This window comes from Frateuria soli (genome assembly GCF_021117385.1).
Lineage (GTDB): Bacteria > Pseudomonadota > Gammaproteobacteria > Xanthomonadales > Rhodanobacteraceae > Frateuria_A > Frateuria_A soli.
Map to the genome: position 1 here is coordinate 157,587 of NZ_CP088252.1, position 19,375 is coordinate 176,961.

At 68.9% G+C, this 19,375-nt stretch carries 14 protein-coding genes; 7 read left to right on the forward strand and 7 right to left on the reverse strand.

Annotation, left to right across the window (positions count from 1 at the left end; all coding sequences use genetic code 11):
• Window positions 1-126 precede the first annotated feature (126 nt).
• From LQ771_RS00670 to LQ771_RS00700, 7 genes are all read right to left on the reverse strand, one after another.
• Window positions 127-1,173: a serine hydrolase domain-containing protein gene (locus tag LQ771_RS00670; RefSeq protein ID WP_231350491.1), complete on the reverse strand. Its 1,047-nt coding sequence runs from the start codon at window positions 1,171-1,173 to the stop codon at window positions 127-129.
• Between the two features lie 156 nt (window positions 1,174-1,329).
• Window positions 1,330-1,998, reverse strand: coding sequence for a M15 family metallopeptidase (locus LQ771_RS00675; protein WP_231351943.1), 669 nt, complete (start codon window positions 1,996-1,998; stop codon window positions 1,330-1,332).
• Between the two features lie 59 nt (window positions 1,999-2,057).
• Window positions 2,058-3,623 carry a serine hydrolase domain-containing protein gene (locus LQ771_RS00680; protein WP_425491356.1) on the reverse strand — a complete coding sequence of 522 codons (1,566 nt, stop codon included), beginning with the start codon at window positions 3,621-3,623 and terminating at the stop codon, window positions 2,058-2,060.
• A gap of 250 nt (window positions 3,624-3,873) precedes the next feature.
• Entirely contained in the window at window positions 3,874-5,082 is a 1,209-nt protein-coding gene (locus LQ771_RS00685; protein WP_231350493.1) for a dipeptidase, read from the reverse strand.
• A gap of 15 nt (window positions 5,083-5,097) precedes the next feature.
• Window positions 5,098-6,396 (reverse strand): diaminopimelate decarboxylase, encoded by a 1,299-nt coding sequence (lysA, locus tag LQ771_RS00690; protein WP_231350494.1) that lies wholly within the window; start codon window positions 6,394-6,396, stop codon window positions 5,098-5,100.
• Window positions 6,397-6,454: 58 nt separating this feature from the next.
• Window positions 6,455-9,493 carry a TonB-dependent receptor gene (locus LQ771_RS00695; protein WP_231350495.1) on the reverse strand — a complete coding sequence of 1,013 codons (3,039 nt, stop codon included), beginning with the start codon at window positions 9,491-9,493 and terminating at the stop codon, window positions 6,455-6,457.
• Between the two features lie 49 nt (window positions 9,494-9,542).
• Window positions 9,543-11,048 carry a transglutaminase-like domain-containing protein gene (locus LQ771_RS00700; RefSeq protein WP_425491293.1) on the reverse strand — a complete coding sequence of 502 codons (1,506 nt, stop codon included), beginning with the start codon at window positions 11,046-11,048 and terminating at the stop codon, window positions 9,543-9,545.
• 130 nt (window positions 11,049-11,178) lie between these two features.
• Between LQ771_RS00700 and LQ771_RS00705 the strand changes: the two genes are divergently transcribed.
• From LQ771_RS00705 to LQ771_RS00735, 7 genes are all read left to right on the forward strand, one after another.
• Window positions 11,179-12,330 carry a DUF819 family protein gene (locus LQ771_RS00705; protein ID WP_231350496.1) on the forward strand — a complete coding sequence of 384 codons (1,152 nt, stop codon included), beginning with the start codon at window positions 11,179-11,181 and terminating at the stop codon, window positions 12,328-12,330.
• 20 nt (window positions 12,331-12,350) lie between these two features.
• A complete protein-coding gene (locus LQ771_RS00710; RefSeq protein ID WP_231350497.1) occupies window positions 12,351-13,751 on the forward strand; it encodes a C40 family peptidase in 1,401 nt (466 codons plus the stop codon).
• 91 nt (window positions 13,752-13,842) lie between these two features.
• Complete coding sequence (locus tag LQ771_RS00715) at window positions 13,843-14,940, forward strand: dipeptide epimerase (protein WP_231350498.1); 1,098 nt, start codon at window positions 13,843-13,845, stop codon at window positions 14,938-14,940.
• Window positions 14,940-15,791, forward strand: a complete 852-nt coding sequence (locus LQ771_RS00720; protein ID WP_231350499.1) for a MurR/RpiR family transcriptional regulator — start codon at window positions 14,940-14,942, stop codon at window positions 15,789-15,791. The genes LQ771_RS00715 and LQ771_RS00720 overlap by 1 nt, the downstream gene beginning before the upstream one ends.
• Window positions 15,792-16,121: 330 nt before the next feature.
• Window positions 16,122-16,886, forward strand: coding sequence for a L,D-transpeptidase family protein (locus tag LQ771_RS00725; RefSeq protein ID WP_231350500.1), 765 nt, complete (start codon window positions 16,122-16,124; stop codon window positions 16,884-16,886).
• Window positions 16,883-18,154 carry a dicarboxylate/amino acid:cation symporter gene (locus tag LQ771_RS00730; RefSeq protein ID WP_231350501.1) on the forward strand — a complete coding sequence of 424 codons (1,272 nt, stop codon included), beginning with the start codon at window positions 16,883-16,885 and terminating at the stop codon, window positions 18,152-18,154. The genes LQ771_RS00725 and LQ771_RS00730 overlap by 4 nt, the downstream gene beginning before the upstream one ends.
• Before the next feature lie 78 nt (window positions 18,155-18,232).
• On the forward strand, window positions 18,233-19,372 hold the full coding sequence (locus LQ771_RS00735) for an NAD(P)/FAD-dependent oxidoreductase (protein WP_231350502.1): 1,140 nt from the start codon (window positions 18,233-18,235) through the stop codon (window positions 19,370-19,372).
• Window positions 19,373-19,375 lie beyond the last annotated feature (3 nt).

A 19,375-nucleotide genomic window follows, 5' to 3' on the forward strand; every position in this document is an offset into this window, starting at 1 on the left:
GTCGGGCCCTGGCGCGTTCCACGCTTTCGTAGGAGCCCACTTGTGGGCGATGGTCTTGTTCGTTGCAATGGCATTGCCCACAAGTGAGACAACCAGGGCGCCGGGCCTCGTCGGGTAGCGCCGGTGTCATGGCTGCAGGAACGGCCGCGCGATCTTGAGAGCCGTCTGGTAAGGCTCCGGCTCGTTGCGGTTGCTGAGCAGGATCACGGTCAGGTGCTGCTTCGGCCAGCGCACGATCACGTTGCGGAAGCCGATGCTCTCGCCCGAGTGCCACAGCGTGTCGCCGGTGATCCGCCAGCCGTAGCCGTACTGCGCCTCGTACGGTTCGCCGACCACCGTCACGTGTGGACTGAAGGCGGCCTTGCGCGAAGCGTCACCGAGCAGGCGATCGTCATAGAGCGCGGTGTCCCATTTGGCGAGGTCGTCGATGTTCGAGTAGATGCCGCCGTCGCCACGGGTGGCGGAGGTGAGGCTCTGGTCGGTGCGCAGCCAGCGGCCCTTGCTCCGGCTGTAGCCGTAGGCGCGCTCCGGCACGCTCTTGCCGTCGTGCACGTAGAGCAGGGTGTGGTCCATGTGCAGCGGCTTGAAGATGCGCTCGGCGAGGAAGTCCTGCAGCGGCCGGCCGGAGGCCTTCTCCACCACCAGCCCGAGCAGCACGTAGCCGGAATTGCTGTAGCGGTAGGCGCTTCCCGGGGCGAAGTAGCTGCGCGGCGCGGCCGAGAGCAGGCGCAGCACGTCCTGGTCGTTGAGCTGGGCGGTCTGCTCCGGCGGGATCAGGTCCTCGTAGTCGACCAGCCCGCCGGTGTGGTCGAGCAGCTGGCGCAGGGTCACCCTGGCGTTGGCGGCGGGCAGCGAGGGCAGCCAGTGGCGCACCGGATCGTCGGGCGTGAGCTTGCCGTCCTCGGCCAGCAGCAGGATCGCCGCGGCAATGAACTGCTTGCTGACCGAGGCGAGGCGGAAGTCGGTGCCTGGCGTGACCCTGGTGTGTTGCTCGAGATTGGCCAGGCCGTAGCCCCTGCGCAGCAGCGGCTTGCCGTCCCTGAGCACCAGCAGGGCGGCGCCGGGAACGTCGCCCTGGTACTTCCGCATCAGGCGATCGGCGTTCTGCACGGCGTCGGTGGCGTGCACCGGGCCGGCGAGGAAGATCGAGGCGAAAAGCAGGGCAAGCCGCATGGTCTTTCTCCCGTGCGTTGAACTCGAGCCCCCTCCCGGCGGGAGAGGAGCGGGGTGAGGGTCCGGCCAGCGCGTCGTGCATGCTCCGCCCGAATCCTCACCCGCCTGTCCGGCACCCTCTCCCGGAGGCAGAGGGATCCAGCCGTGCGGCAGGGACTACTTCACCGGCACGTCGTAGATCGTGTGCGGCGTGGGCTCGTTGGCCCAGGTGTAGTGCCACCACTCCAGCGGGTAGTTCCTGAAGCCTTCGCGCTCCATCGCCGCGCGCAGGCGCAACCGGTTGGCGTGCTGCGCGGGCGTGACGTCCGGCGCGTCGGTGTGCGCGCGCACGTCGAAGAAGTCGAAGTGCGTGCCCATGTCCAGCTCCTTGCAGTGGTTGCCGTGCTCGTCGCACTGCTCCATCGTGAGGTCGGCCGTGCCGCCGCGACTGTGCCCCGAGACCGGCGCGATGTAGTCGCCCAGCAGCACGCTCTTGTCCAGGCGCGGATAGTGCTCGGCCTTGGTGCGCTGGTCGGACAGGTCGTGCGCCCAGCGCACGAAGTGCGCCACCGCGCGCGCCGGCCGGTAGCAGTCCCACAGCTTCAGGCGCGCGTGCCGCGCGCGCAGCTCGTGCTCGACGCGCGCCAGCGCTTCGGCGACCGGACGCTTGAGCAGGCACCGGGGAGCGAGGTAGCCATCGACCGGCGCGCCGACGAAGTTGTCGTGACCGGCGTAGCGGATGTCCTCGGCGATGTCGGGCACCAGCGTGCGGATATCGACCAGATCGGCCTCCGCGGCCGTCCTGGCGGGCGATAGCGTGACCGTTTCACCGGCAAGCGCGGGCATGGCGGTCGCCAGTGCGAGCACGCAGGCCAGGGCGAGCCCTGCTACGGGTTTGCATGGCTTCATGGACAGCCTCCGATGCGTTCGAAGTGCAAGTCCTCGTAGTCCGAGCTGAAGTCGCCCTCGGGATCGAGCTTGGCCATGGTCAACGTGGGCGGCGAGCCGGCGTGCGGATCGAGCCAGGCATCGAGGTCCACCGCCGGGTCGTCCCAATGGACGAGATAGCGCTTGCCCAGCTGCCTGACCGTCCCGTGCATGTGCGGCGACTTGCGCGAGGCCCATTCGACGCGGTCCCCACGCGGACACAGCGTGATCTCGCCAAACCATGGGTCGCGGTAGCGGCCGCTCCAGGCGAAGGCGGCCGGCGCGACTGCGGTGGCCGCCGCGGTGTCCGGAGGCCGTGCGGCGGCCGGACGCTGCGCCGCCTCGCGGTCGAGCGCATCGGCGTACCAGGCGACGTCGTGGTCATCGTCCGGTGCGGTGAAGTGCTTGGTCAGCACCTCGCCCAGCACGGTGCGTGCATCCTCGGCCTCGCCGTTGATCATGAAAACGAAACCGCTTTTGCGGTCCGGCAGCAGCGCCAGCATCGAGTACATGCCGCCCAGCGTGCCGGTGTGCCAGACCACCCATTCCCCGTCCACGTCGGCCATGCGCCAGCCGTAGCCATAGGCCATCACGTGGGTGTGGTCCCAGGCGCGGCGCTGCCTGGAGACGGGAATGAGCATGTGCGGCGACTGCAGCACCTGGCGCTGGGCGGGGGAGAGCCACTGCAACTGCGCCTGTGTGGGCATCAGCCAGTTCTTCGCCCAGCTCAGCATGTCGGTGAGGTCGCAGCGGATGCCGCCGGCGGGATCGGAAGTGATCGCCGGAATGGTCGGGCCATCCTGGCGCATGGGCAGGTTATGGCCGTCCTTCTGATAGTGCGGCTGCGCCACGTTGCCCACCGCGTCGCGGCTCCAGCGGCCGACCTGGCAACGCGAGAGGCCCAATGGCTCGAACACCTCGCGATGCATCAGCGTCTCGTACGGCGCGCCGCCGGCGGCCGCCGCGACTTCGCCGGCGACCACGTAGAGCAGGTTGTCGTACTGGTACTGCGAGCGGAAGCTGTAGCCGGACTTGATGTAGCGAAGCCCGTGGATGATGTCCTGGCGGGTGAACGCGTTGGGCTCGGGCCACAGCATCAGGTCGCCGCCGCCTTCGGGCAGGCCGCTGGAGTGGGTGAGCAGGTCGGCCACGCGCATGTGCCTGGTGACCCACGGGTCGGCCATGCGGAAGTCGGGCAGGTAGCGGGTGACCGGGTCGTCCCAGGCGAGCTTGCCCTGATCGACCAGTCGGCCGAGCAGGGCGGTGGTCATCGCCTTGCTGTTGGAGGCGATCTTGAACAGCGTTTCGGGGGTGACCGGCTGGCCGGAGCCGGCCACGGTCTCGCCGCGCGTGGCGGCGTAGACGACCTGGCCGTTCTCGATCACCCCGACCGCGATGCCCGGCAGGTGGTAGCGGGCGACGACGGCGTCGACGATGGGGTCGTAGGAAGCCGAAGGAGTGGCGGGGGAGGCGGAGGCGCTGCTCGTCAGGAAGGTGGTGGCGAGCAGGGCGAGTGTGAGGCAGAGGCCTCCCCCTCTCCCCAGGCAGGGCCGGGGGAGAGGGAGCCAGGAGCGTGTGGCTCCCGCCGATGTTGTCGCCGACGCCTTTGGCCCGGCGAAAGCCTCACACGGCCCGCGACGGCGTCCAGCTCCCTCTCCCCGGGCCCGGCCGGGGGAGCGGGTTGGGTAGAGATTGAATGCCTCACACGGCCCGCGACGGTGTTCAGCTCCCTCTCCCCCGGCCCGGCCGGGGGAGAGGGCTGGGGAGAGGGGGAGGCCTTTTGCTGTCACCCCATCAATGCCGTGCATCGCGTTCCACCTCGCGCCACACGCGCAGCAGGTTGCCGCCCCAGATCCTGGCGATGTCGGCATCGCTGAAGCCGGCACGGCGCAGCGCGGCGGTGACGTTGCGGGTCTCGCTGGCGTCCTTCCAGCCGGTGATGCCGCCGCCGCCGTCGAAGTCCGAGGCGATGCCGACGTGGTCGATGCCGGCGACGTCGGCGATGTGGCGGATCTGCTTCACGTAGTCGTCGACCGTGGGCAGCGGGAACTTCTGCTGGATCTTCGCCATGCCCGCGGCCATCGCGGGCAGGTAGTCGTGCTTGTCGCTGTCGTATTCCTTGTCGCCAGCCTGATGCGCGACTTCGGCCTGCAACTTCTTCTCGGCCGCCTCGCGGCCCGGGTCGTACTTGAGGAATTCCTTGTAGGCCACCGCCTGGACCACGCCGCCCTTGGCGGCGATGGCGCGCAGCAGGTCGTCGGGCAGGTTGCGCGGGTGGTCGAGCAAGGCACGGGCGCCGGAGTGCGAGGCGATGACCGGCGCCGTCGACACCGCCAGTACATCACGCACGCAGGCGTCGGAGGCGTGCGAGACATCCACCATCATGCCCAGCGCGTTCGCGCGCGCGACCACCTGGCGGCCGAAGTCGGTCATGCCGTGGTCGCCGGCACCGTTCATCGCGGGCTCGCCGTGGTCGGTGTCGGGCATCGAACTGGTGCACAGGTCGTTGTTGCCCACGTGCACCAGGCCCACATAGCGCGCGCCGCGATCGTAGGCGGCATCCAGCCGGTGCAGGTCATGGCCGAGCGAATAGGCGTTCTCGATGCCGATCATCGCCGAGAGCAGGCCTGCCTTGCGGTTGGCCAGCGCCTGTTCCGGCGAGGTGGCCGCGCGAATGCGGTCCGGGTACAGCATCAGCATGCGGCCGATCGCCTCGTACTTCCGCTCGGCCTGCTCGACCGCCCTGGCGTAGCCGGCGGCATCGAGCTTGTGCTGCGGCACCCAGACCACGAAGAAGGCGGCATCCAGGCCGCCGCGCCGCATCTTGCCGAGGTCCACCAGCAGCGGCGTGTCCTTGCCGACGTCGAAGCGCGGCTCGCGCATGTAGGTGAACGGGATATCGACGTGGGTGTCGATGGTGATCGGCGGGTCCTGCCGTGCCTGTGCGGGCAGCGCGGCGGCGAGCGGCAGGGCGAGCAGGGCAAGGCGGGCGAATTTACGCATCGGCGGCGGATGTCCTCATGGGGTGGCCCAATCCTGCGCCGACTGCTCGCCGGCGACCATCTCCTCCAGCGTCTGGCGGCGACGGATGACGGCATAGCGGCCATCGTCGAGCAGCACTTCGGCGGCGAGCGGGCGCGAGTTGTAGGTGGAGGCCATCGATGCGCCGTAGGCACCGGTGCCCTGGATGGCCAGCAGGTCGCCGGCCGCGCACTCGGGCAGCACGCGGGCGCGGGCGAAGGTGTCGCCGGTCTCGCAGACCGGGCCGACCACGTCGTAGGTGGCCAGCGGCCGCGGCTGCGGCGCGACCGGCACGATGTCGTGCCAGGCGTCGTACAGGCTGGGCCGCTGCAGGTCGTTCATGGCCGCGTCCAGCACCAGGAAACGCCGCTCGTTGCCCTCCTTGATGCGCAGCACCCGGGTCAGCAGCACGCCCGCCTCGGCCACCAGGTAGCGGCCGGGTTCCAGCAGTAACCGGCCGTCGAAGCCGGCCAGTGCCTCGCGGATCACGTCGGCATAGTCGGCAGCGGCGACCGGCCGGTCGTGGCCTGCCCGGTAGCGCACGCCCAGGCCGCCACCCACGTCGATGCTGGCGACCGGGTGGCCGGCCTGGACCAGTTCACGCCAGAACGCGGCGACGCGCTGCAGCGCCAGCCGGACGGGCGTCAGGTCGAGGATCTGCGAGCCGATGTGCACGTGCAGGCCATCGAGGCGAACGTGCGAGAGCTGCCGCCGCTGGTCGAACCAGCGGCGCGCCTCGGTGATGCTCACGCCGAACTTGTTCTCGGCGCGGCCGGTGGAAATCTTGGCGTGGGTCAGCGCATCGACGTCGGGGTTGATCCGCACCGCGGCGCTCGCCACCACGCGGCGCGCCATGGCCACGCGCTCGATGGCGTGCAGCTCGTCCAGCGACTCGACGTTGAAGCGGGCGATGCCCGCGGCGAGCGCGGCATCGATCTCCCCATCGGTCTTGCCCACGCCGGAGAAAACCATGCGGCCGGCCGGGATGCCGGCTGCCAGCGCGCGCTGCAGTTCGCCGGCCGAGACGATGTCCGCGCCCAGTCCGGCGGCGGACATCAGTTCGAGGATGGCGCGGTTGGAGTTGGCCTTGACCGCGTAGCAGATGGTGGCGTCCAGGCCATGCAGGGCGGCCTGGAGTTCGCCGATCCGGCGGCGGATCGCGTTGGCCGAGTAGGCGTAAAGCGGCGTGCCCAGCCGCGCGGCAAGCGCGTGCAGGTCCACGCCATCGAAGGTCGGTTGCGGACCGGGCACGGTAGCGGTCTCGTCGTGCCGGGATGGAGCGGTCGTCGGGGTCATGCGGAGCCCAAAAAAGACGGCCCGCGATTGACCGCGGGCCGCCAGGCGGGGAGGTGCCTTAGAAGTTCACGCTCACGGTCAGCTGCGTGAAGCGCGGCGACTGGAAGCCGATCGGCAACTTGAAGGTGGAGTCGGTTTCGTTGGAGATCGCGCTCTGCAGGTCCTGATTCACCTGCACCGTGCGCTGCTGGTTGAGCAGGTTGTACACGGCCAGCTTCACCCGCAGGTCGCCGCCGCCCTGGAAGGGCAGGATGTAGCTCAGGCTGGCGTCGAGGGTGTAGGTCCACGGCAGGCGGCCGTAGGCGCCGCGTGCCGAATGCTGGTACACGCGTTCGGCCGAGTTGTCCGACTCGCAGTTCTCCACGCAGATGTAGTAGCTGTGGTAGTTGCTCGCGTCGTACGGATTGCCCACGCCGAAACCGGTGATCGGACCGCCGGAGTGGACGTCCGCGTTGGCGCCGACCTGCCAGTGCGGGGTGATCGCGTAGGTGCCGCGCAGCTTCAGCTGGTGGCGGCGGTCGTTGGGCAGGTAGCCGTTGCCGCCGAAGTTCACCCACGGATCGTCGAAGTTCTCGGTGCGGCCGGTGTCGTCGAAGTTGGTGTCGGAGTTGACCGGGCCCTCGGCGTTGCCGCGGTTCCATGCCAGCACGTAGGAGGCGTTGAACGCCCACTTCTCGTCCCAGGCGCGGTCGAGCTGGAACTCCAGCGCGGTGTAGGTGCGCTTGGGCTTCACCCAGCCGCGCTGGCCGATGTAGGTCATGATGGGATCGCCGTCGGCATCCACGCCGTCCTGGCGGTACATCGCCCAGCCTTCCTTGGAGGTGTCGACGGTCAGGTAGCCGTCGGCGTCGCCGTCGCAATTGGTATCGCCCCAGACGGTGACCTTCTTGCCCGGGTTGGCCATCACCCAGCCGACGTAGCCGTCCTCGCCGCACTGTGCGGTGGCGCTGATCTCCATGTCGTCGATCGCGTTGTGCAGCTTGCGGTAAGTGGCGCTGACGCCCCACGACCAGCTGTTGTCGATCATCTGCTGGAAGCCCAGGATCGCCTCGTCCTGGTAGACCGGATCCATGTCATGGTCGACCTCCGAACGCAGGTCGCCCACCGTGCCGTCACCCTGCGAGGTGTCGGTGTGGCTGCCCGGCAGCGGGTCGCCCACGATCGGCATGGCGTACTGGAAGCCGTTGATCTCCTGCGTCTGCCAGCCGAGGAAGCGGTGCGAGGACCGTTCGTCGAGCAGGCCGCCGGCCTGCTTGATGTTGATCACGTTGGCTACCGGCAGGTAGTAGCGGCCCAGGTTGCCGAACAGCTTGGTGGTGCCATCGCCCTTCATGTCCCAGGAGAAACCCAGGCGCGGGGCGATCTGCCGGTCCATCTTGATGTAGCTGCGGCCCTCGGCATCCTGGTTGTCGAAGCTGTCGTTGCGCAGGCCGCCGTTGAGCACCAGGTTCGGCGTGATCTGCCAGTTGTCCTCGATGTACCAGGCGGCGTTCTTGGTTTCGAAGGTGCCGCCGATCTCGTAGCGGCGCACGCGCACCCAGGCGGTATCGCCCGTCGGGACGCGGCCGCCGCCGTTGGAGTTGGGCACCTGGCCGCCGTCGGGAACGGCGTAGACGTTGTAGTAGTAGCCGCCCGGACCGGGGTAGTGGCGGTCGTAGTCGGACGTGTCGACCTCGTGGTCGTAGCCGAAGCGCAGCAGGTGGTCGCCGAGCGTCCACTCGAAGTCGGCGCGCGCCTGCTTGCGGGTGTCCTCGCGGGAGATCACCGAAGAGCTGGTCGTGCAGCCCAGCGGCAGGTCGCTTGCCGGCAGCGGCACGCCGGCGCTCACGGCCACGCGGTTGCACTCGTTGTCCAGCTGCGAGCTGACGTCCGCCTGGCGCTGGTTGCGGCCGTACATCAGCTTCATCGACAGGTCGTTGGTCAGGTAGCTGGTCCAGGTCAGCGCCCAGTTGCGGCCACCGGTGTTGGTGTAAACCTCGTTGGTCTTGGCGATGCGCGTGTCGGTGTCGTAGTCGTAGCTGTAGACGTCGCCGGTATCCTTGTTCTTGTCGGAGAACGCCATCAGCGACAGCGTGTTGTTGTCGGTGATGTTCCAGTCGATGGTGCCGCCCCAGAAGCCCTGGTTGGCGCTGTGGTCGGTCATCGTGGTGCCGACATTGTCGGTGTTGTGCGGGCTGGCGCCGCGCGCCTCGTACATGGCGAAGAAGAACAGCTTGTCCTTCACGATCGGGCCGGACGCCCACACGTTGGTCTTGATCAGCGAGTCCTGGTCACGGCTGGAGGTGTAGTAGCGCTCGCCGTCGAAGTAGTAGTCGTGGCCGCGCGAATGCCAGTTGCCCGGCTCCATGGTGATCTCGGCGCCGCCCTTGAACTCGTTAGTGCCCGAGCGCGCCACCGCGTTGACCACGCCGCCGGTGGTGCGGCCGAACTCCACCGAGTAGCCGCCGGTCTTGACCTGGAACTGGTCGTAGAAGGCGAACGGCGCCTCGGAGAAACCGTTGCGGTTGTAGAAGTCGGTGACGTTGAGGCCGTTGACGTAGAACGCGTTCTCGGCGATCGACGAGCCGCCGAAGGAGATGCCGCCGAAGCCGGCGTTGCCCTTGACCACGCCCGGCGCGAGCAGCGCCACCGAGCTGACGTTCTGGTCGACCGGCAGGCGCACCAGGTCGGCGCGCGAGACGATCGTCGCCGACTCGGTCGAGCTGACGTCGATCACCGGCAGCACCGAGCTGGTGACGTTGATCGTGGACAGGTTGGTCGCGTCGACCGCGCCCAGGTCCACCGTGGTGGTCGTGCCCAGGGCGACGGTGACATTGCGGGTCGGGCCGACGGGCTCGCCGCCGCTGGTCGCGGTGATGGTGTACTGGCCGACCGGCAGGAACGGGAAGCGGTAACTGCCGTCGCTGTCGGCGACGATGGTGCGGGTGAAGCCGGTGTCCGGGTTGGTCACGGTCACCGTGGCGCCGGCCTGCGTACGGCCGGCCACCGAACCGTCGGTATTGGCCGCGTGTGCCTGCGGCGCGCCGAAGGCGGCGAGCGCCAGTCCGAGTGCCGTGCCAAGCACGGTCCTGCGCATGTTCCAAACCTTGCTGCTCATGTCCCCTTACTCCCCTCGACGCCGGGTCGATGTCAGATGAACTTGTTGGTTACTTGTCGTTGCGTCCGTGCAGGAACTGCCAGTCGAAGTGGTAATCCCACTTGTCGAAATAGAGGTTGCCACCGCGCCACTCGACCTCGCCGCGCTGCGAGTCGACCGTCTCGGAGCGCGGGAATTGCTTGGCCGGAATGAACGGGCGGCTGTAGTCGTCGTTGAACGCGATGCGGTAGGCGTCCAGGCCGCCCACGTAGAACCAGCGCAGGCGCGGGTCGTCCCCGGCCTTCGGCTCGAGCTGGCCGAAGGTCACGTCCACCGGCACCCAGCCGTAGGGGGCGAGGTAGAGCTGGCCCCAGTCGTGGATGTTGTCGTAGTCGCCGTCGGAGAACATCCAGCCGGATTGCCAGCGCGCCGGGATGCCGTTGAGGCGCAGCAGCGTGAGCAGCAGCATCGTCTGCTCGCCGCAGTCGCCGTGGCCGGCGTGCAGCGTGTAGTCGCTGATGTTGCTGATGGTGGAGTACTCGCGTGCGCCGGCCCACGGGACCTGGTCCACGGCGGCGAACAGCTTCTGCGCGATGCGGTAGGGGTTTTTCTCGTCGCCCACCACCTTGCGCGAGAACGCGCGCAGGTCGTCGGTGAAGACGATGTGCGGCGCGCGCTCCTCGACGAAGGGCTTCAGTGCCGGCGTGATCGCCGTGCGCACCACCCTGGCCGGGTCGATCGCATGGGATTGCGCGCGCAGGGTGAGCTCGTAGGTGAGCTTGAACACGGTCGGCTGGCCGGCCTGCGCCGGCGCCTCCAGGTATGCGGTGCGCTGCAGCGTGTCCACCGGCGCGATACGCGCCCCGGCCGGCTGGCTGGCGACGAGGCGGATGTCGTCCTGCTGGCCGGGGATCGCGCGCGGGTAGGGGATCCATGCCTTGACCGTTTCGCCGGCCGGTACCGCATTGGCGTCCACCGTTACGGTCTGGGTCACGCGCACGCGCATCGGCAGCACGCCGGCGGTCCCGGTGGCGAGCGCTTCGCGGAAGACGGCGCGGTGGTGGTCGTTGAGCGTTTCGTTCGGGCCGTCGGCGATCGGCGTCTGTACCGCGCGGCGCGCGCGGGCCTCGGCGCTCAGGCGATAGAGATTGGACGGCGCGCGGTTGAAGTAGAGGGTGCGTCCGTCGATCACCATGTGTTCGAGCAGGCCGGCCTTGTCCCAGCGCGCGAATTCGGCGTCGGTGAGGTCGGGGATCTGCTTGCGGATGCGTGCCTTCGCGTCGTCCGCGGTGAGCGTGAAGTCGAGCAGGATGCGATGCATGCGCTCGCGCTGGAACTCGAGCGCCTCGCGCGCCCCGGTGGTGAGGCCTGGCTTCGCCAGCGCCGCATCGATCGCCTGGCGCGCGGCGGCAAAATGGCCCTGGTCGATCTGCGCCACGATGGCGGGCGGCCCGGGCGGCGGCAGGCTGGCGAGCGCCGGCGCGGCGCAGAAGAACATTCCGGCCAGGGCGGCGTACGCCAGCGCGCGCCGGCGCGTCGGCTCGTGTTTGCCTTGCTTCGCTGGCACCCTCGTCATTGCACAACGCCCCCGCCAGTTGGCATCAAGGCCTTGTGTAACACGCTTGCAAAAGGCGGTCAATAATTTATGCTTCGGCATAACGTATGAGGAATGGCATATTCCTGTCGCGACGCACGAGGGGTAGCGCGTGATCCACACGGTATGGCCGTACCTGGCCGTGATGCTGCTGGCCGCCGGCCTTTTCCCGGCGCTCGAGCGGCGTACCGGCTGGCGCGTGTTCAACGTGCTGCCGCCGATCGTGCTGGTCTACCTGCTGGTGACGGCGCTGGCGGTCTCGGGGCTGTGGCAGGTCAATGGCGAGATCCAGGCCGCGCAGTCGACGCTGGTGTCGCACATGGTGCCGGCGCTGCTGTTCCTGCTGATGATCAACTGCGACCTGCGCGCGATATTCGCGCTGGGCCCGCGCGTGCTGGGCGTGTTCGCCTGCACCACGGTCAGCCTTTTCATCGCCTTCCTCGCCACCTTCCTGATCTACCACCGCTGGCTGCCGGGCGACGACTGGCATCCGCTGGCCGCGCTGTCGGGAAGCTGGGTCGGCGGAACGGCGAACATGATCGCGGTCAAGCAGGGCATCGGCATGTCCGACCAGCACCTGGCGATGAGCCTGCTCACCGACGCGATCTGCTACTCGATGTGGGTAGTGGTGCTGTTCGCCGTGGCGCGGCTGGCGCCGGCGTTCAACCGCTGGACGCGGGCCAGGTCCAGCGGCGACCTGGTCGTGGCGGAAGCGAAGCCGTCTGGTCCGACCACCCCCGACACGGTCCTGCTGTGGCTGGGCATGGCACTGCTGGCGGCGGCGCTGGCGCGCTGGGTGGCCGGCTACCTGCCGACCTCGACCATGGTCAGCGCGACCACCTGGACGATCCTGCTGTCCACCGGCGCGGGACTGGTGGTGGCACACACGCCGCTGGCCCGTTTTCCGGGCGCGGGGACGATATCCGGTGCGCTGCTGATCAGCGTGGTGGCGGTGCTGGCCTCGCAGAGCAACTTCCACGGCATCGCCGCGGCACCGCTGTACCTGCTCTGCGGCGTCACGGTCATCACGCTGCACGCGATCCTGCTGGTCGGTTTCGCCAAGCTGTTCCGCTTCGACCTGTTTCTCTGCGGTATCGCGTCGCTGGCGCACATCGGCGGCGTGGCGGCGACGCCGATCCTGGCGGCGAGCTATTCGCGCGCGCTGGTGCCGGTGGGCATCCTGCTCGCGCTGCTGGGCTACATACTGGGCACCGGTTTCGGCCTGCTGGTGGCATCGATCATGTCGACGCTGGCGGGACCGTGACAGCCATGAGGAGCACGACCATGCGAACCCTTCTCCCTACGGCGCTGCTGGCTTTGCTGCTGGCGGTGCAGCCGCTGCATGCGCGTGACCGGGTATCGACGCTGCCCGTTCCGCCCTCGGGTGTGCTCGGCGTGGGCGAGGCGCAACTGACGCCCCGGTTCTGGATCGGCCTGCAGCCGCAGCCGGACAAGGTGATCCTGAGTCGCCAGCAGATCGCGGCGCAGAACGCGGCGCTGTTCGCGCAGGACAAGTCCATGCACGATTTGCGCAAGCTGCCCGCGACCCTGAGCGGTGCGCAGGTGCGCGAATGGATCGAGGACCTGGCGGAGGCGCCGACCAGGCCGCTCTACGACGTGGACGGCAAACCGGTAGCCGCCGCCACGCTGAAGGCCATCGTCGATGCCCGCGCGCTCGACACTGTTCCGTCGAGCCAGAAGACGCGCTACGGCATGGTCGTGCGCCGCGCTGCGCTGCGCACGTTCCCCACCACGTTGCGCGTGTTCAGCCGTGCCGACGACACCGACATCGACCGTTTCCAGGAGACCGCCGAGTTCCCCGGCACGCCGGTAGTGATCGCTCATGCCACCCGCGACGGTCGCTGGCTGTTCGTGGTGAGCCCGCGCTACGCCGCCTGGACCGAGGCGAGCAACATCGCCCAGGGCAGCAGGGACGCCGTGTTCGGCTACGTCGACAAGACGCCGTACCGCGTCGTCACCGGCGCCAAGGTGTACACCGTCTACACCCGCGAGGCACCGGCCGTCTCGCAGGTGGAACTGGACATGGGCACGCGCGTGCCGGTAATCACCGACCTTCCGCCGGATCAACCGGTCAACGGCCAGACGCCCTACGCCGCGCACGTGGTCGAGCTGCCGGTGCGCAAGGCCGACGGCTCGCTCGCCTTCAGCCCGGCGCTGATCCAGAAGAACGCCGACACCGCGGCCGACTACCTGCCGCTGACCCCGCGCAACCTGATCACCCAGGCGTTCAAGTTCCTGGGCGAGCGTTATGGCTGGGGCCACGCCTACGACGGACGCGATTGCTCCGGCTTCGTCTCGGACGTGTACCGCTCGATGGGCGTGCAGATGCCGCGCAACACTTCCAGCCAGGGCGTGAGCCCGGCCTTCGCCAAGCAGGGCTTCGGCAAGGACAGCACGCACGAGGAACGCCTGCGTGCCGCGGAGAATCTCGAGCTCGGCGACCTGGTCTACATCCCGGGCCACGTGATGATGTCGCTGGGCCAGTGGCAGGGCCAGCCGTGGATGATCCACGACGTGCTGGGGATGAGCTACCGCAAGGCCGACGGCTCGGTCGCGCACGTGAAACTCAATGCGGTTTCGGTGACGCCGCTGCTGCCGATGCTCTACGGCAAGGACTCCACCTTCATCGACCACATCACCAGCATCGTGCGCATGCGGCCCTGAGCTTCCGCGGTGGGCTCGGCCCACCAGGCGTTCCCGCTCCAGGGGCCGGTGGGTTCAAGCCCACCCTACGGACACCAACGACAAAGACATCATGAAGATCACAGACATCCAGTTCGGCATGCTGCGGGTGCCCCTGAAGACGCCCTTCAAGACCGCCCTGCGCACGGTCAACCAGGTCGAGGACATCGTGGTCATGGTGCACACCGACACCGGCCAGGTCGGCTACGGCGAGGCGCCGGCCACCGCGGTGATCACCGGCGACACGCACGGGTCCATCGTCGACGCCATCCGCCACTACATCTCGCCGCGGCTGATCGGCCAGGACATTGCCAACATCAACCGCCTCACCCACCTGGTGCAGGGTTCGATGGAGAAGAACTCCAGCGCCAAGGCGGCCGTGGAAATCGCCATCTACGACCTCTGGGGCCAGCTCTACGGTGCGCCGCTGTACAAGCTGCTGGGCGGCGGCGACCCGGTGATCACCACCGACATCACCATCAGCGTGGACTACATCGACAAGATGGTGGCCGACTCGGTGGCCGCGGTGGAGCGCGGCTTCGAGTCGCTCAAGATCAAGGTCGGCAAGGACATCGGGGTCGACATCGAGCGGGTCAAGGCGATCTACGCGGCGGTCGAGGGCCGCGCACTGCTGCGCCTGGACGCCAACCAGGGCTGGACCGCCAAGCAGGCGGTCTACGCGCTGCAGACGCTGGAAGAGGCCGGCATCAAGCTGGAACTGGTCGAGCAGCCGGTCAAGGCGCGCGACCTCGAAGGCATGCGCTACGTCACCGAGCGCGTGCACACCCCGGTGATGGCTGACGAGAGCGTGTTCGGGCCGATGGAGGTGATCGAGCTGATCCGCATGCGCGCGGCCGACATCATCAACATCAAGCTGATGAAGACCGGCGGCATCTCCAACGCGATCAAGATCGCCGACATCGCCCAGCTGCACGGCATCGACTGCATGATCGGCTGCATGCTGGAGTCCTCGATCAGCGTGGCCGCGGCGGTGCACGTGGCGGTGGCACGCGCCGACGCGATCAGCAAGGTCGACCTGGACGGGCCCTCGCTGGCGCAGTTCAACCCGGTCGACGGTGGGGTAATCTTCAACGAATCGGAAATCTCCGTGACCGACGCCCCGGGCCTCGGCATCCGCGAGATCAGGGGCCTGGAGAGGATCGACGACTGATGTCGCCGCTGGTCAAAATCCGTTCGGAACGCGACCAGATGTCGGCGGTGGAGCGGCGCATCGCCGACTTCATCCTCGAGAACGCGCACCTGCTGCGCGACTACTCCTCCCAGCAACTGGCCAATGCGCTGGGCATCAGCCAGTCCAGCGTGGTCAAGTTCACCCAGAAGCTGGGATTCAAGGGCTATCCGGACCTGAAGTACTCGGTCGGCGAGGCGATCGCGCGCGCCGACAACGGCGACGCCCCTGCGCTGGAACGATCGGGCGGCGGCGAGGAGGAAAGCCCCGGTGCGTTGTGGCGGCGCAAGTCCGAGGCGGAGGAGGCGACCCGGCTGATCAATCCGCCGCAGGTGATCCACGCCATCGCCGCGGCGATCGAGCAGGCCGGGCGCGACGGCAAGGTGTTCATCATCGGGCTGGGCGAGGACGACATCTACGCGCGCAACTTCGCGCTGCGGCTGTCGCTGCTGGGCATCCTCACCGTGCACAACTTCGATACCGCGCGGATGACCGCCAATGTCTCCGCCGCGGGCGCCGGCGACGTGCTGCTGGTGTTCTCCGAGCACGGCAACCATCCGGCGCTGTGCAAGATCGCACGCTACTTCCGCGAGCGGCGCGGGCAGGTGATCACGGTCACGCGCCACACCGCCAATCCGCTGCGCACGCTGGCCGACATCCAGCTGCTGGTAAGCGCGCACGACGAGCGGCCGTACATCCAGCCGCTGCTTTACCAGTCGGCGCTGCAGCACCTGCTCGACTGCGTATTCGTCCTGCTGTGCGAAAGCCACGACGACCGCCATGCACAGCTGCTGGCCAACCTGGAGCGCATCCAGTTGATGCTGGAGCCGTAAGGTGGCCGCGCAGACGTCCCCGGGGCTGCAGCCCATGAGCCCCGCTCCCCCCGGGAGAGGGGTTGGGGAGAGGGTCCGCGCAGCGCGCGCACCCCGCTCCGCCCGGACCCTCACCCGCCTGTCGGCACCCTCTCCCGACGGGAAAGGGATTCGCCTTTGCGGGTTACGGCAGGCGCTTCGACTTCGGCCTGCGGCCTGCGCTCAGCGCGAACGGCCAGGAAAAGCCGCCCAGCGTAGCGGGCATCGGCAACGTCATCGCAAACCGTTCGCCCTGAGCGTAGCGAAGCGAAGTCGAAGGGCATCCACCCCTTACCTCAGGAGTACCCGGTCATGCGCAACGTCGTGCTGCTGACTCTCGCGCTCGCCTTCGTCGGCAACGCTCTCGCCGCCAAAAACGGATCCACCGCCTGGTCCGACGCGCGCCAGATGGTCGTGGTCACCACGCCCGGCTGGGACGTCAACCACGGCACCCTGCGCACCTACGCGCGCACCGCCGATGGCTGGAAGGAGATCGGCCAGCCCGCCCCGGTCACCATCGGCAAGGCCGGCGCCGCCTGGGGACTGGGCCTGAACACCCCGCGCCACGACGGCCCGGTCAAGCGCGAGGGCGACCTGCGCAGTCCGGCCGGCGTGTTCGACATCGGCGAAGCGTTCGGCTACGCGGCCAAGGCCGGCACGGCCTTGCCCTACCGCGCGCTCCGCGCCAGCGATTACTGCGTCGACGTCAGCGGCTCGCCGCATTACAACCGCATCGTCGACGCGAAGGTGGTGGGCGAGAAGGCGGTCGAGGGCTCCACCGAGCCGATGCGCCGCGACATCCACGTCAACGGCGACCAGCGTTACGCCCAGGGCTTCGTGATCGAGCACAACCCGCAGCAGCGCGCGCAGGGCGGCAGCTGCATCTTCGCCCACCTGTGGAAGTCGCCGATGGACGCCACCACCGGCTGCACCGCCATGGCACCCTCGCTGATGCACCGGCTGCTGGCGTGGTTGCGTCCGGACGCGCACCCGGTGTTCGTGCTGCTGCCCACGCCGGCTTACCAGAAGCTGCAGGGCGAATGGCACCTGCCCGTGCTGCAGGAAGCGTCCCGATGAGCCCCACCGCGCGCGTGCTCGGCGGCCTGGCCATCGGCGCCATCCTCGGCCTGGTCCTGGCCGCGTGGAATCCGCTCGTCGCCACGCAGGTGGCCGACGTGGTGCAGCCGATCGGCAAGCTGTGGCTCAACGCGCTGCAGATGACCGTGGTGCCGCTGGTGCTGGCGCTGGTGGTGGTCGGCGTCAACACGGCCACCGACGCGGCGGCGTCCGGCCGCATCGCGCGGAGCGCGATCGTGGTCTTCATCCTGTTGCTGCTGCTGGGTGCGCTGTTCACCGCCGCGGCGGCGCCGGCGCTGTTCTCGCTGTTCCCGCACAATCCGGCCCTGCGCGATGCGCTGGATCACGCCGTGGTGGGCAGCGCGGCACAGACCGGGCCGGCGAGCTGGTCGGCGGCGCTGATTGCGATGATTCCCAGCAACGCGATCATGGCGGCCGCGCAGAGCGCCATGCTGCCGCTGGTGGTGTTCGCGCTGTTCCTCGGTTTCGCGCTGACCCGGATCGCGCCGGCGCGGCGCACGATGCTGGTGGAGTTCTTCCAGGCGATCGCCGATGCCATGATCGTGATCGTGCGCTGGGTGCTGTGGGTGGCGCCGCTGGGCGTGTTCGCGCTGATCCTGGGCGTGTGCGCGCGCTCGGGCCTGGGCATGCTGAGCGCGCTTGGCGTGTACGTGCTGGCCGAGATCCTGCTGTACCTGGCGGTGACCGCGATGATGTACGCGGTGGCGGTGGTCTGGGGCGGCGAGAAGCTGCGCCGCTTCGCCAGCGCGCTGTTGCCGCCGCAGGCGGTGGCGATCAGCACGCAGTCCTCGCTCGCCTCGTTGCCGGCCATGCTGGAAAGCGCCGGGCAGCGGCTGGGTTATCCGAAGCAGGTCAACGCGCTGGTGCTGCCGATGGCGGTCACGCTGTGCCGCCTGACCAGTCCGGTGCAGTACCTCACCTCGGCCGCATTCATCGCGTGGGCCTACGGCGTCGACCTGTCCGCCAGTCAGCTCGTCGCCGGCGCGGTGCTGGCGGTGGTGATCAGCCTCGGCTCGGTCGGCCTGCCCGGCGCGGTGACCTTCATCGCCACCAACCTGCCGGTGGTGCAGTCGATGGGCCTGCCGGTCGGGCCGCTCGGCCTGATGCTGGCGGTCGACACACTGCCGGACGCGTTCGCCACCCTGGGCAACGTCACCGCCGACGTCACCGCCACCAGCGTGGTGGCGCGGCAGTCGCGCGGCGATAGCTCCTCCCCCTGCGCGCAGGGGGAGACTGGGAGGGGGTAGCTCCCCCTTCGCCGCGAGCCCCGGACAACCCCTCCCCAGCCCTCCCCTGCGCGCAGGGGAGGGAGCACCAAGATGAGCATGAACATGCAATCGATCGAAACCGATGTGATCGTGATCGGCGCCGGCATGGCCGGTGCTTCGGTGGCCTACTTCCTCGCCCCGCACGCGCGCGTGCTGGTGCTCGAGCGCGAGAGCTATGCGGGTATGCATTCCACCGGCCGCTCGGCCGCGCTGTTCAGCGAAACCTACGGCTCGCCGCAGGTGCGCGCGCTGACCCGCGCGACGCGGCCGTTCCTGGACCACCCACCGGAGGGATTTGCCAGCGCCCCCATCCTGACCCCGCGCGGCGCGACCGTGATCGGCACCGCCGCGGATGCCGACCGCGTGCGCGCCGAGTACGAGGCGATCCTGCCGTACACGCGCAACCTGGAGTTGCACGACGCCGCCCGCCTGCGCGCGAGCGTACCGGTGCTCCGGCCGGAAGCCGCGCAGATCGGCATGCACGAACCGGGCGCCGCGGACATCGACGTCAACGAACTGCACCAGGGTTTCCTGCGCGGCCTGCGCGCGCGCGGCGGACAGCTGCGCCTGGACGTGGCCATTCGCACCATCGAGCGCACCGCCGCCGGCTGGGAGGTGGATGCGGGCGAGGCGATCTACCGCGCGCCGCTGCTGCTCGACGCGGCCGGCGCCTGGGCCGACCAGGTCGCGCGGATGGCCGGCGTCGGCCCGCTGGGCCTGCAGCCCAAGCGCCGCTCGGCGTTCGTGTTCGAGCCGCCGGCCGGCGTCGACGTGCACCGCTGGCCGTTCATCTGCGACATCGCCGAGACCTTCTATTTCAAGCCTGACGCCGGCCTGCTGCTCGGTTCGGCCGCCAATGCCGACCCGGTCGACCCGCACGACGTGCAGCCGGAGGAATACGACATCGCGCTGGGCATCCACAACATCGAGCAGGCGACCACCCTGGAAATCCGCCGCCCGACCCGCACCTGGGCCGGCCTGCGCTCCTTCGTCGCCGACGGCGACCTGGTCGGCGGCTTCGCCCCCGATGCCCCCGGCTTCTTCTGGGTCGCCGCGCAGGGCGGCTACGGCATCCAGACCAGCGCCGCGATGGGCGAGTCGTGCGCGAACCTGGCGCTCGGACGGCCCTTGCCCGGCCACCTGGCGGACGCGGGCATCTCGGCGCAGATGCTCGGTCCCGCCCGCCTGCATCGCTGAGCC

Excerpts from the sequence above, each read along its gene's own strand:
- LQ771_RS00670 (WP_231350491.1), bottom strand. The coding sequence starts at position 1,173 with ATGCGGCTTGCCCTGCTTTTCGCCTCGATCTTCCTCGCCGGCCCGGTG.
- LQ771_RS00675 (WP_231351943.1), bottom strand. The coding sequence starts at position 1,998 with ATGCCCGCGCTTGCCGGTGAAACGGTCACGCTATCGCCCGCCAGGACG.
- LQ771_RS00685 (WP_231350493.1), bottom strand. The coding sequence starts at position 5,082 with ATGCGTAAATTCGCCCGCCTTGCCCTGCTCGCCCTGCCGCTCGCCGCC.
- lysA (WP_231350494.1), bottom strand. The coding sequence starts at position 6,396 with ATGACCCCGACGACCGCTCCATCCCGGCACGACGAGACCGCTACCGTG.
- LQ771_RS00695 (WP_231350495.1), bottom strand. The coding sequence starts at position 9,493 with ATGAGCAGCAAGGTTTGGAACATGCGCAGGACCGTGCTTGGCACGGCA.
- LQ771_RS00700 (WP_425491293.1), bottom strand. The coding sequence starts at position 11,048 with ATGACGAGGGTGCCAGCGAAGCAAGGCAAACACGAGCCGACGCGCCGG.
- LQ771_RS00710 (WP_231350497.1), top strand. The coding sequence starts at position 12,351 with ATGCGAACCCTTCTCCCTACGGCGCTGCTGGCTTTGCTGCTGGCGGTG.
- LQ771_RS00715 (WP_231350498.1), top strand. The coding sequence starts at position 13,843 with ATGAAGATCACAGACATCCAGTTCGGCATGCTGCGGGTGCCCCTGAAG.
- LQ771_RS00720 (WP_231350499.1), top strand. The coding sequence starts at position 14,940 with ATGTCGCCGCTGGTCAAAATCCGTTCGGAACGCGACCAGATGTCGGCG.
- LQ771_RS00725 (WP_231350500.1), top strand. The coding sequence starts at position 16,122 with ATGCGCAACGTCGTGCTGCTGACTCTCGCGCTCGCCTTCGTCGGCAAC.
- LQ771_RS00730 (WP_231350501.1), top strand. The coding sequence starts at position 16,883 with ATGAGCCCCACCGCGCGCGTGCTCGGCGGCCTGGCCATCGGCGCCATC.
- LQ771_RS00735 (WP_231350502.1), top strand. The coding sequence starts at position 18,233 with ATGAACATGCAATCGATCGAAACCGATGTGATCGTGATCGGCGCCGGC.